Source organism: Vibrio tritonius (assembly GCF_001547935.1).
GTDB classification, from domain to species: Bacteria; Pseudomonadota; Gammaproteobacteria; order Enterobacterales; family Vibrionaceae; genus Vibrio; species Vibrio tritonius.
Window position 1 is genome coordinate 575,647 of sequence record NZ_AP014635.1, and the last position, 12,212, is coordinate 587,858.

Annotated in this window: 10 protein-coding genes; all 10 read left to right on the forward strand. The window is 45.6% G+C overall.

What is annotated here, in order from left to right; all coding sequences use genetic code 11:
* Positions 1-123 precede the first annotated feature (123 nt).
* Genes rsmH through murC form a run of 10 tightly spaced genes read left to right on the forward strand, consistent with a single transcriptional unit; the run spans position 124 to position 12,181 of the window.
* On the forward strand, positions 124-1,074 hold the full coding sequence (gene rsmH, locus JCM16456_RS02710) for a 16S rRNA (cytosine(1402)-N(4))-methyltransferase RsmH (protein ID WP_068712138.1): 951 nt from the start codon (positions 124-126) through the stop codon (positions 1,072-1,074).
* A 7-nt stretch (positions 1,075-1,081) separates the two neighbouring features.
* Positions 1,082-1,399 (forward strand): cell division protein FtsL, encoded by a 318-nt coding sequence (gene ftsL / locus JCM16456_RS02715; RefSeq protein WP_068712140.1) that lies wholly within the window; start codon positions 1,082-1,084, stop codon positions 1,397-1,399.
* A complete protein-coding gene (locus tag JCM16456_RS02720) occupies positions 1,396-3,162 on the forward strand; it encodes a penicillin-binding transpeptidase domain-containing protein (RefSeq protein WP_068712142.1) in 1,767 nt (588 codons plus the stop codon). The genes ftsL and JCM16456_RS02720 overlap by 4 nt, the downstream gene beginning before the upstream one ends.
* Before the next feature lie 11 nt (positions 3,163-3,173).
* Entirely contained in the window at positions 3,174-4,664 is a 1,491-nt protein-coding gene (gene murE, locus JCM16456_RS02725) for a UDP-N-acetylmuramoyl-L-alanyl-D-glutamate--2,6-diaminopimelate ligase (protein ID WP_068715852.1), read from the forward strand.
* Complete coding sequence (locus JCM16456_RS02730; protein WP_068712143.1) at positions 4,661-6,022, forward strand: UDP-N-acetylmuramoyl-tripeptide--D-alanyl-D-alanine ligase; 1,362 nt, start codon at positions 4,661-4,663, stop codon at positions 6,020-6,022. The genes murE and JCM16456_RS02730 overlap by 4 nt, the downstream gene beginning before the upstream one ends.
* Positions 6,019-7,101 (forward strand): phospho-N-acetylmuramoyl-pentapeptide-transferase, encoded by a 1,083-nt coding sequence (gene mraY / locus JCM16456_RS02735; protein WP_068712144.1) that lies wholly within the window; start codon positions 6,019-6,021, stop codon positions 7,099-7,101. Before JCM16456_RS02730 ends, mraY begins: the two co-directional genes overlap by 4 nt.
* Positions 7,102-7,125: 24 nt before the next feature.
* A complete protein-coding gene (murD, locus tag JCM16456_RS02740) occupies positions 7,126-8,448 on the forward strand; it encodes a UDP-N-acetylmuramoyl-L-alanine--D-glutamate ligase (protein WP_068712149.1) in 1,323 nt (440 codons plus the stop codon).
* A 14-nt stretch (positions 8,449-8,462) separates the two neighbouring features.
* Entirely contained in the window at positions 8,463-9,659 is a 1,197-nt protein-coding gene (gene ftsW / locus JCM16456_RS02745) for a cell division protein FtsW (RefSeq protein WP_068712151.1), read from the forward strand.
* Positions 9,646-10,710, forward strand: coding sequence for an undecaprenyldiphospho-muramoylpentapeptide beta-N-acetylglucosaminyltransferase (gene murG / locus JCM16456_RS02750; protein ID WP_068712152.1), 1,065 nt, complete (start codon positions 9,646-9,648; stop codon positions 10,708-10,710). Before ftsW ends, murG begins: the two co-directional genes overlap by 14 nt.
* A 10-nt stretch (positions 10,711-10,720) precedes the next feature.
* Positions 10,721-12,181: a UDP-N-acetylmuramate--L-alanine ligase gene (murC, locus tag JCM16456_RS02755; protein WP_068712153.1), complete on the forward strand. Its 1,461-nt coding sequence runs from the start codon at positions 10,721-10,723 to the stop codon at positions 12,179-12,181.
* Positions 12,182-12,212: the final 31 nt, after the last annotated feature.

A 12,212-nucleotide genomic window follows, 5' to 3' on the forward strand; every position in this document is an offset into this window, starting at 1 on the left:
CGAAGCGAAAAGCTTTAAACTTAGCGCAAAGTCACGTCCCAGACGAGCTAACCGCTAGCGGTAGTGTCGGAAATAAGTACACTAATTAATAAAATTGATAGCCGATGGGCAAATGAGAATATTATGACTGAATCTTTCCAGCACATTTCTGTACTTTTACATGAATCCATTGATGGATTGGCGATCAAGCCAGACGGTACTTATATCGATGGCACTTTTGGTCGTGGCGGTCATAGTCGTACCATTTTGTCGAAACTGGGCCCTGATGGTCGTTTGTTTAGTATTGACCGAGATCCACAAGCTATCGCTGAAGCGCAAAAAATTGATGATCCTCGGTTTACCATTGTCCATGGTCCTTTTTCGGGGATTGCGGAATATGCGGAACGCTATGATCTTGTGGGTAAAGTCGATGGCGTGCTGTTTGATCTAGGGGTTTCTTCGCCCCAACTTGATGACGCAGAACGTGGTTTTAGCTTTATGAAAGATGGTCCGCTGGATATGCGTATGGACCCAACGAGCGGTCTTCCGGTATCGGAATGGTTAGCTAATGCCGATCTCGATGATATTACATGGGTGATTCGCGAGTTTGGTGAAGACAAACACGCTCGTCGCATTGCCAAAGCGATTGTGGCGTATCGTGAGAACGAAGAAAACGAACCTCTCACTCGTACTGGTCAACTAGCAAAACTTATCTCCGAAGCTGCGCCAAAAAGCTTTAAAGAGAAGAAACACCCAGCAACGCGTTCGTTCCAAGCATTTCGCATCTACATCAACAGTGAGTTAGAAGAAATCGATAAAGCGCTGAATGGTGCAATGAATGTATTAGCGCCAGAAGGTCGTTTATCTGTGATCAGTTTCCATTCTCTTGAAGACCGTATGGTGAAGCGCTTTATGCGTAAAGAGAGTAAAGGACCTGAGGTGCCGCATGGCATTCCATTGACTCAAGATCAGATCAAAGCGCTTGGTAGTGCTAACCTTAAAACGGTCGGAAAAGCGATTAAGCCAACAGAACAAGAAGTTGATATGAACCCTCGCTCTCGTAGCTCTGTGTTAAGGATTGCCGAAAAGCTCTAACGATATTATGCCTCAGCCAACCCCGAATTTAGCCAAATTGATATTCATTGATCTGCTGACTGTGGGTCGGATACCGCTTATCTTATTGGTACTTATTTTTGCCAGTGCTATGGGGGTTGTATTAACCACCCATGACACGAGACAAGCGGTGTCTAAGCTTGATCAGGTTCAAAGTAAGCGTTTGCAGTTAGATAATGAATGGCGCAATTTGATTATTGAAGAGACAGCGTTGGCTGAACATAGTCGTGTGCAGGACGTCGCACAAAGTGATTTAGATATGAAACGCCCTGATGCCGACAAAGAAGTAGTGATAAACGCCAAATGAAGAAGCCGTCTAAACCCTCCCAATCGAAATCCGTACCAGATAAAAGATCGATCACGGCGGCTAGCTCGGCCCCATTTAGCCGCTGGCGTTTTTATCTTATTCTCTTTTTTATCTTTGTTGCTTTTGCTCTTTTGGTAGGGCGTGCAGCTTTTATTCAAATTATTGAACCGGATAACTTGATTCATCAAAGTGATTTACGTTCGGTTCGCTCCAAAACCATCCATTCCGCCCGCGGTATTATTTCCGATCGCAACGGTGAAGCGCTTGCTGTGAGTGTGCCCGTTGAGGCTGTGTGGGCAGACCCTGCCACCATCATTAAAAAGGGCAGTTTACAAGATAAAAACCGCTGGTATGCGTTGGCAGATGTTCTGGGGCTTGATCGTCAGGGGCTTATCAAACGCATTAAAGACAATGACACTCGACGCTTTATTTATTTACAGCGTCAAGTTAACTCTGCCATGGCGAATTATATCCGTGAGTTGAAATTACCTGGGGTTGGGTTGAAGGCTGAATCTCGCCGTTATTATCCAGCAGGTGAAGTGAGTGCTCATACGGTTGGGGTGACAGGAATTGATGGGCACGGCTTGGAAGGGGTTGAACGCAGTTATGATAAATGGCTGACCGGAGAAGCTGGCAAGCAAATTATTCGTAAAGATCGCTATGGACGAGTGGTAGAAAATATCTCGCTAGAACAGAGTGAAGCGGGTAAACCATTGCAACTGACCATTGATCAACGTATCCAAGCGATTGCGTTTAGAGCCGTGAAGCAGGCGATGGCGGATTACCGAGCCACTTCCGCATCAGCAGTAATGGTTGATGTAAAAACGGGTGAAGTATTGGCGATGGTTAATGCACCGTCGTATAACCCCAATAATCGCGCTGATTATCAAAATTTTAAAATGCGTAACCGCGTGATTACTGATGCGTTTGAGCCAGGGTCAACCGTTAAACCTTTTGTTGTATTGGCTGCTTTAGAAAATGGGGTGGCAGATACCCGAACTATTATCGATATTGGTGATGGCACAATGCGCATTGGTGGCGCAATGGTGCGCGATTCGGACAAAATTCCGGGTGGTAAAGCGTCATTACAAATGATTTTGAAAAAATCGAGTAACGTTGGTGTATCGAAATTATCACTAAAGATGCCCATTGAAGCCGTTTTAGGTATGTATAGCTCAGTTGGTTTAGGCGAAACCTCAGGGTTGAACCTTCCTGGGGAAAGTATTGGTATCTTCCCTAACCGTCAACGTTGGTCCGACTTTGAGCGAGCGACTATTGCCTTCGGTTATGGTTTGGCGATTACCCCAATTCAGCTAGCCCACGCTTACGCGACGTTAGGTAACATGGGTAAATATCAACCTTTACATCTTATTGAAGGACATCGCCAAGATAACTTGGAACATCAAGTGGCGAGTACAAAGAATGTTCATGATGTGCTCGAAATGTTGGAAACGGTTACCCAGAAAGGTGGTACTGCTGTAAAAGCGGCTGTTCCTGGTTATCGAATTGCCGCGAAAACGGGGACATCGCGTAAGGCTATCGCTGGTGGTTATAGTGATGAGTATTTTGCTTATACAGCCGGTGTGGCTCCGGTAAGTAACCCACGCCTATCATTGGTAGTGATGGTGAATGAGCCACAAGGGGATTCTTATTATGGCGGTGCGGTAGCAGGTCCAGTATTTTCCGAAATAATGAAAGGGGCGCTACAAATTCTCAACATCGCTCCAGATGAGAACCGATTCGAACAAGATAAAAAGAATTAAGTGTGACAAGTATGACAAATAAGGGTAGAGCGCTTGCTGACCTACTTTCTCCTTGGTTAACCATTGAGATACCGACTGTGGCTAATGTGGTGGTCACGGAGTTACATTTAGATAGTCGCCGTGTCACAACTGGCAGCACCTTTGTTGCTATTGTTGGCCATGCCATTGATGGTAGACAGTTTATTACTAAAGCCATTGCTCAAGGGGCAACTGCAGTGATTGCTCAGGCCGATGAAGATCATGCCCATGGTGTGATTGAATTTGTTGAGTCTGTGCCCGTGGTTTATGTTGAGCAATTGCATGGCTTGCTTTCAGCATTAGCTGGCCGCTTATATGGTGCTCATCATAATCGACCAATAGCTGTGACTGGCACCAATGGCAAAACCACCATTACACAATTAATTGCTCAGTGGATGACTCTAGCTGGTCGTTCTGCTGCCGTGATGGGAACCACGGGTAATGGCTTTTTGGATGCGTTAGTTCCTGCGGCGAATACCACAGGTAATGCTATTGATATCCAAGCACAATTATCGACATTAGCAGAACAAGGTGCTCACTATACCGCGCTGGAAGTCTCATCTCATGGTTTGGTTCAAGGGCGAGTGAAAGCTCTGCATTTTGCAGCAGGTGTCTTTACCAATTTAAGTCGTGATCACCTTGATTACCACGGCACCATGGAAGCGTACGCTGAGGCAAAAAAATCCCTGTTTACAGAGCATCAATGCGATGTGGCGATTATTAATGCGGATGATGCAGTAGGCGCTGCCTGGTTAACATCGCTCGACAATCCAATTGGAGTATCGCTTCATCAACAACCTAAAACGGAACGTGCCGTGTGGGCAACTCAGGTTGATTATGCCGATAGCGGTATTCGTATGAGTTTCTCTGGAGCTTGGGGTGAGGGGGAAATTAATGTACCTCTGATTGGAGAGTTCAACGCTAATAACGTTCTTGTTGCTTTCACCACCTTGCTTGCTCTTGGTTTTGATAAAGCCACATTACTATCGGCTGCGACTCAACTTAAACCTGTTATTGGTCGTATGGAGTTATTCCAAGCGCCAAATAAAGCCAAAGTGGTGGTTGATTACGCCCATACACCAGATGCCTTAGAAAAAGCGCTCACCGCATTACGTGTGCACTGCGGTGGCAAGCTGTGGGCTATTTTTGGTTGTGGTGGTGACCGTGATAAAGGTAAACGACCACTGATGGCTCAAGTTGCTGAAAAGTATGCCGATAATCTTATTCTTACTGATGATAATCCTCGTAGCGAGCAGCCCGAGCAGATCATAAAAGACATGTTGGCTGGTTTGGTTGAACCAAATAATGCACAGGTTGAGCACCATCGTTTTCAAGCATTAGCATTCGCTTTAGCTCATGCAAGTGCAGACGACATTATTCTCTTGGCAGGTAAAGGTCATGAGGATTATCAAATTCTTGGTGATAATACAATTCACTATTCTGACCGCGAGTCAGCTCAAACACTATTGGAGTTAAAGGAATGATTACCGTTCAGTTGGCAGATGTTGCCGCGGAATTAGGTGGCACCCTTATTGGAAAGAATTGCGCTATTTCTGCTGTCTCAACCGATACTCGTGTTATTGGTGAGAAGGCATTGTTTGTCGCTTTAGTCGGTGAGCGTTTTGATGCTCATGATTTTATTGAACAAGCAAAAGCCGCAGGAGCGACGGCACTATTAGTGGCACGTCAGGTTGATAGTGCATTACCGCAAATTGTCGTAGCCGATACACGTATCGCCCTAGGTCAATTAGGGCGTTTAGTGCATCAACGTTGTGCAACCACCACGATAGGTATTACGGGCAGTTGTGGTAAGACGACAGTCAAAGAGATGGTGGCCAGCATTTTGGCGCAGAAAGGTCAGGTTTTATTTACCTCTGGTAATTTTAATAATGACATCGGTGTACCTTTGACCTTGCTGCGCAACACGCCAGCTGATGATTATTCTGTGATTGAAATGGGGGCAAATCATAAAGGTGAGATCGCTTATACCACGGCACTAGTACAACCCGATATTGCTCTAGTTAACAATGTGGCGGCGGCACATCTGGAAGGTTTTGGCTCTATCGATGGGGTTAAACAGGCAAAAGGTGAAATTTATCAAGGGTTAAAACCCGGTGCGACAGCCATTTTGAACCTTGATAGTCATGGTGGAGATTGGTGGCGCGATGTTCTCGCAGATAAAAAAGTGAAAACTTTTTCGGTTACCGATCAAAATGCTGACTTTTCCGCACAAAATATCAGGCTTAATGACGAAGGTAATGCAACCTTTGAGTTGCTTTCACCGATTGGTCAAATTTCAGTTTCGCTGGGAATTATAGGCAAGCACAATGTCGCTAATGCTCTAGCGGCTGCAGCTATCACTATGGAAGTGGGCGCGACTTTAGAAGAAGTTGCATTAGGATTGGCGCAGCTAACACCGGTTAAAGGTCGCGTTAATGTCTCTTCTTTATCTAAGTCAGTGAAGCTGATTGATGACAGTTACAATGCAAGCGTTCCTGCGATGAAGGCGGCAGTTGACTTACTCTCTGGTTTTCAACCTCAGCGTTGGCTAATTTTAGGTAACATGGCTGAGTTGGGTGAGGAAAGTCTTGCACTTCATCGTCAAGTCGGGGAACATGCGGCACCATTTAAGTTTGAGCATGTCTTGACCTATGGTCATGATGCTAAAGTTATTAGCGATATCTGTCATGGTAAGCACTTTGCTACACATGATGATATGGTTGCGTATATTGAGCAGCAACTCAATCAAGAAGCTTCTTACTCACACGTGCTATTAATTAAAGGGGCATTAAGCTCTGGTATGGGTAAAGTCGTTGCTGCACTTAAGGAGAAATTCGCATGATCATTTGGCTTTCGGAGCTACTCCAGCCATATTTTTCTTTTTTCCGTTTGTTTGAATATCTGTCTTTTAGAGCGATAGTCAGTATCTTAACTGCTTTGAGTCTTTCGCTTTGGATGGGGCCTCGGCTGATTAAGCGCTTGCAATTGCTGCAAATTGGTCAGGTTGTTCGTAACGATGGTCCGGAATCCCACTTTAGTAAACGCGGCACCCCAACGATGGGGGGAGTTATGATTCTTGCTGCGATTACCATCACTGTTTTATTGTGGACTGATCTTTCCAACCCTTATGTATGGGCGGTTCTCGCTGTATTGCTCGGTTATGGTGTGGTGGGCTTTGTTGATGATTACCGCAAAGTAGTACGTAAAAATACCGATGGTTTGATTGCTCGCTGGAAGTATTTTTGGCAATCGGCGATTGCTTTGATTGTCGCGTTTGCGCTATACGCTTATGGCAAAGATACATCCGCGACTCAGCTTGTGGTCCCGTTTTTTAAAGACGTGATGCCTCAGCTTGGGCTTATGTACATTGTTTTAAGCTACTTTGTGATTGTCGGCACCAGTAATGCGGTTAACTTGACCGATGGGCTTGATGGTTTGGCTATCATGCCTACGGTTTTAGTATCAGCTGGTTTTGCCGTGATTGCTTGGGCTACGGGTAACATTCATTTTGCTAACTATTTGCACATCCCTTATGTTCCACATGCCTCTGAATTAGTGGTTGTGTGTACCGCAATTGTGGGGGCGGGTTTAGGCTTCTTGTGGTTTAACACCTATCCTGCGCAAGTGTTTATGGGCGATGTCGGTTCTCTAGCATTGGGCGGAGCTCTTGGGACCATTGCGGTATTAGTGCGTCAAGAGTTTGTCTTGGTGATCATGGGCGGCGTGTTTGTTATGGAGACACTGTCCGTTATCCTTCAGGTTGGGTCTTATAAACTGCGTGGTCAACGTATTTTTCGTATGGCACCAATCCACCATCACTATGAATTAAAAGGATGGCCAGAGCCACGAGTGATCGTTCGTTTCTGGATTATCTCAATCGTATTAGTTTTGATCGGTTTAGCAACGCTGAAAGTTCGCTAATCGCTCGAGGAGCAAATAAATAAAATGGACCGTTGGCAAGGCATTAAGCATGTTGTGGTCGTAGGGCTCGGTATGACCGGGCTCTCTGTCGTTAACTACCTTAGAAAATATCACGCAGATGTGTCGCTGCGAGTGATTGATACGCGTGTTTCGCCTCCGGGGGCAGACCAACTGCCTGACGATGTCGCATTGCATTGTGGTAGTTGGCAGATAGAGTGGTTATTGGCTGCCGATTTGGTGGTGACTAATCCGGGAATTGCTCTTGCAACGCCGGAAATTCAACAGGTGCTTGCTGCCGATATTCCTGTCGTTGGTGACATTGAGCTTTTTGCTTGGCATGTAAATAAGCCTGTTATTGCGATTACCGGTTCTAACGGCAAAAGCACTGTGACTGATTTAACGGGTGTCATGGCGAATGCAGCCGGCGTGAAAACGGCAGTTGGTGGTAATATCGGCGTCGCTGCGCTGGATTTATTTGAGCAAGATGCGGAGCTTTATGTACTTGAGTTATCTAGCTTCCAATTGGAAACAACATCAAGTTTGCCTCTTGTTGCTGCTGCCTATCTCAACCTGTCTGAAGACCATATGGATCGTTACGAACACCGTATCGAACTCTATGGGGCAGCAAAGCAGCGTATTTTCCTCAATGCGCAAGCCGCGGTGGTTAACGCAGATGAGCCTGCTACTCATCCTATTCATGCGGTAGATAATGTGCTGAGTTTTGGCTTTGAAGAGTCTGCCGACTACACAACCAAGTCGCTTGATGGTCAAGAGTGGTTGGTGGCTAAAGAGCAGCCGATCCTACCTGTTGCTGATTTAAGCTTAGTTGGTCGCCACAATGTGGCCAATGTGCTTACGGTGCTTGCTCTGCTTGATGCGGCTCACATCGATAGTACCCCAGCATTAGATACACTTAAGTCTTACACGGGTTTGACACATAGGTGCCAAGTGGTTGCGGATAATCAAGGCATTAAATGGGTGAACGATTCTAAAGCAACGAACGTAGCAAGCACGCTTGCCGCGCTCTCTGGTCTATCTTTGCAAGGTAAACTCTATTTGTTCGTGGGTGGTGTGGGCAAGGGGGCGGATTTCACTCCGTTAGCGCCAGTATTTGCTACATTGCCACTTGAACTGTGCTGTTTTGGCCGAGATGGTAAGCAATTTATGTCGTTACACCCTTCGGCGAAATACTACGAATCGATGGAAGAGATCATTCAATCCATTAAGCCAATATTGCAATCTGGCGACATGGTGCTGCTTTCACCTGCGTGTGCGAGTTTCGACCAATTTAATAGTTTTGTGCATCGTGGCGAGGTTTTTGCTGCGCTTGCTAAACAGTATGCGTAAAGAAAGGTGAGTGTGTGGTGTTGTCCAAGCCATTAAATAAGGTATTGAAGTGGTTGAAAACACCTTCCCCAGAAGCGTTTTTTGATCGTCAATTGGTGTGGATAGCGCTTGGACTGATGTTGATTGGATTGGTGATGGTAACATCCGCGTCATTTCCAATCAGTTCACGACTGACGCATCAGCCATTTCACTTTATGTTTCGCCATGCCTTGTTCTTGTTGTTATCGCTAGTAACGTCATCGGTTGTATTGCAAATACCGATGCGAACTTGGCTTAAATACAGCTCGGTGATGTTGGCGATATCCTTTGTGTTGCTGATTGTGGTTTTGCTCGCTGGTCACTCGGTTAACGGGGCATCGCGTTGGATACCGCTTGGACTATTTAACTTACAGCCTGCGGAAGTGGCAAAACTTTCCTTGTTTATGTTCATGTCCGGTTATTTGGTGCGTAAGCAAGATGAAGTGCAGCAGACCTTTTTTGGCGGATTCTTAAAGCCGATCATGGTATTTGGTTCTCTAGCGGTATTGCTCTTGGGCCAGCCTGACTTGGGAACTGTAGTGGTAATGTTGGTGACCTTGTTTGGCATGCTGTTTATTGCTGGTGCTAAATTAACTCAGTTTATCGCCCTCATGCTTGCTGGTGTGTTGGCTGTGGTCGCTTTGATTCTTGCTGAACCTTATCGTATTCGTCGTGTTACCTCATTTTGGGATCCGTGGGAAGACCCGTTTGGAAGTGGTTACCAGTTGACTCAATCGCTGATGGCGTTTGGCCGTGGTGAGTGGTTTGGCCAAGGTTTAGGTAACTCAGTACAAAAATTGGAATATCTACCTGAAGCGCATACCGACTTTGTGTTCGCCGTGTTAGGTGAAGAATTAGGTTTTGTTGGTGTCGTTTTGGTGCTGATGTTGATTTTTAGTTTGGTACTAAAGGCGATTTTCATTGGTAAGAAAGCGTTTGAACATAAACAAAATTTTAGCGGTTATTTAGCGTTTGGTATTGGTATCTGGTTTGCGTTTCAAACCCTAGTTAACGTGGGAGCTGCGGCTGGTATTGTTCCAACCAAAGGGTTGACCTTACCGTTAATCAGTTACGGTGGCTCAAGTTTGATTATTATGTCTGTCGCGGTATCCATGCTATTACGCATTGATTATGAATGCCGAATGCAAGACAGGGATAAAATAGAAGAAATAGCAATTGATGAAGAAAAATAAACGTTTAATGGTCATGGCTGGTGGTACGGGCGGTCACGTATTTCCCGGCCTAGCGGTGGCTAAACAGCTACAAGATCAGGGCTGGGAAATTCGCTGGTTAGGTACTGCCGACCGGATGGAGGCAGATTTAGTACCTAAACATGGTATCGATATTGATTTTATCCGAGTTAAAGGATTACGTGGTCAAGGTATTTTGCGCCTACTTAAAGCCCCATTTCAAATCATCAATGCCATCTTACAAGCTCGAGCTCATTTAAAGCGTTGGCAACCTGATGCCGTGTTAGGAATGGGTGGGTATGTCAGTGGTCCTGGCGGTATTGCTGCATGGTTAATGGGCATTCCCATTGTATTGCATGAACAAAATGCGGTTGCAGGTTTAACCAATCAATGGTTATCAAAAATTGCGACTAGAGTCTTTCAGGCGTTTAAGGGCGCTTTCCCTAATGTGCCAGTGGTGGGAAATCCGGTGCGTCAGGATGTTGTTGCGTTGAGTGACCCTTCTGTTCGTATGGCTGAACGCCATGGTCCCATTCGTATTTTAGTGATGGGGGGAAGCCAAGGTGCTCGAATTCTTAACCAAACATTACCTGAAGTAATGGCTTTGTTAGGTGATGACTACGAAGTTCGTCATCAGGCAGGTAAAAATAATCAAGCCAGCGTTGAAGAGGCTTATCAGGAACAAGGTGTGTCACATGTTGATGTGACCGAATTTATCGATGATGTCGCCAGTGCGTATGCATGGGCCGATCTATTGGTCTGTCGCTCAGGTGCCTTAACCGTGTCTGAAGTCTCTGCTGCAGGTGTGGGAGCAATATTCGTTCCTTTCATGCATAAAGACCGCCAGCAGGCTTTAAACGCAGACCATTTGGTTGAATGCGGAGCCGCTAAGATGATCGAGCAGCCAGAGCTTACCGCACAGAAAATGGCCGACACAATCCAACAAATGGATCGCCAACAGTTATTAGATATGGCGGTCAAAGCGCGCAAAGCGGCACAAGTCGATGCAGATAAAGTAGTGGCTGAGGCCATTATCGCGCTTAGTAACAAATGAGATAGAATTCATGACAGTTAAACAAACGCCTGATTTGGCTCAGATTCGTTCTATTATTCCTGAAATGCGTCGTGTGAAATGCATCCACTTTATTGGTATTGGTGGTGCAGGAATGAGTGGTATCGCGGAAGTGCTTCTTAATGAAGGCTATCAGATTACTGGTTCAGATATCGCTGAAAATCCGGTAACCAAACGTTTAGTGGATAAAGGGGCGATTATTCACATCGGTCATGCCGCTTCTAATATTGATTTAGCCAGTGTTGTGGTGGTGTCTACAGCCATTAATGAGCAGAACCCCGAAATTATTGCTGCACGAGCAAAACGCATTCCTGTTGTCCGTCGTGCAGAAATGCTGGCTGAGTTGATGCGTTTTCGTCACGGTATTGCTGTGGCAGGGACGCACGGTAAAACCACCACAACGGCACTAGTTACCCAAATTTATAATGAAGCTGGGTTAGATCCAACGTTTGTTAATGGTGGATTAGTTAAAAGTGCGGGAACCAATGCTCGTTTAGGATCAAGCCGCATTTTGATTGCAGAAGCAGACGAGAGTGATGCGTCATTTTTGTATTTACAGCCGATGGTTTCTATTGTAACTAACATCGAAGCGGACCATATGGATACATATGGTGGTAATTTTGAAACCTTGAAGCAAACCTTCATCGATTTTCTGCATAATCTACCCTTCTATGGGCAAGCTGTTATGTGTGTTGATGATCCTGTTGTACGTGAAATTATTCCTCGTATTAGCCGCCAAGTTGTCACTTACGGTTTCTCTCCAGAAGCTGATGTTCGGATTGAAGACTATCGTCAAGAAGGTCAACAGGGGCACTTTACCGTTGTGCGTAAAGGGCGTGAAAATCTGCAGATTACGTTGAATATCCCAGGTCGTCATAATGCATTGAACGCGTCTGCTGCTATTGCGGTAGCGACCGAAGACGATGTTAGCGATGAGGCCATTTTACGAGCAATGGCTGGTACGCAGGGAACTGGCCGTCGTTTTGACCACTTAGGTGTGTTTGAAACAGGTAATGGTGAAGCTATGCTGGTTGACGATTATGGTCATCATCCAACTGAAGTGGACATGACGATTAAAGCAGCACGCAGTGGCTGGGCAGATAAACGTTTGGTCATGATTTTCCAACCTCACCGTTATACACGTACACGCGATCTGTATGATGATTTCGCAAATGTGCTAGAGCAGGTAGACGTGTTACTGATGTTAGATGTTTATCCCGCGGGTGAAAAACCGATTGCTGGTGCAGATGGTCGCTCACTGTGTCGTACTATTCGTGCTCGTGGCAAAGTCGATCCTATTTTCGTGCCAGATAGTCAAACTTTACCGTCAGTTTTGGCAAATGTATTACAAGATGGTGACTTAGTATTGACTCAAGGCGCTGGGGATGTAGGCAAAGTGGCTAGACAATTAGCGGCTATGCAATTAAACATTGATAAAATGCAACAAAACTAAGATAAGTTGTCTTATTTGATGTATTTGTCGT

What these genes read in the sequence shown, in the direction of transcription:
- murC (WP_068712153.1), top strand. Translation starts at nt 10,721, where the DNA reads ATGACAGTTAAACAAACGCCTGATTTGGCTCAGATTCGTTCTATTATT.
- JCM16456_RS02720 (WP_068712142.1), top strand. Translation starts at nt 1,396, where the DNA reads ATGAAGAAGCCGTCTAAACCCTCCCAATCGAAATCCGTACCAGATAAA.
- mraY (WP_068712144.1), top strand. Translation starts at nt 6,019, where the DNA reads ATGATCATTTGGCTTTCGGAGCTACTCCAGCCATATTTTTCTTTTTTC.
- murD (WP_068712149.1), top strand. Translation starts at nt 7,126, where the DNA reads ATGGACCGTTGGCAAGGCATTAAGCATGTTGTGGTCGTAGGGCTCGGT.
- murE (WP_068715852.1), top strand. Translation starts at nt 3,174, where the DNA reads ATGACAAATAAGGGTAGAGCGCTTGCTGACCTACTTTCTCCTTGGTTA.
- ftsL (WP_068712140.1), top strand. Translation starts at nt 1,082, where the DNA reads ATGCCTCAGCCAACCCCGAATTTAGCCAAATTGATATTCATTGATCTG.
- JCM16456_RS02730 (WP_068712143.1), top strand. Translation starts at nt 4,661, where the DNA reads ATGATTACCGTTCAGTTGGCAGATGTTGCCGCGGAATTAGGTGGCACC.
- murG (WP_068712152.1), top strand. Translation starts at nt 9,646, where the DNA reads ATGAAGAAAAATAAACGTTTAATGGTCATGGCTGGTGGTACGGGCGGT.
- rsmH (WP_068712138.1), top strand. Translation starts at nt 124, where the DNA reads ATGACTGAATCTTTCCAGCACATTTCTGTACTTTTACATGAATCCATT.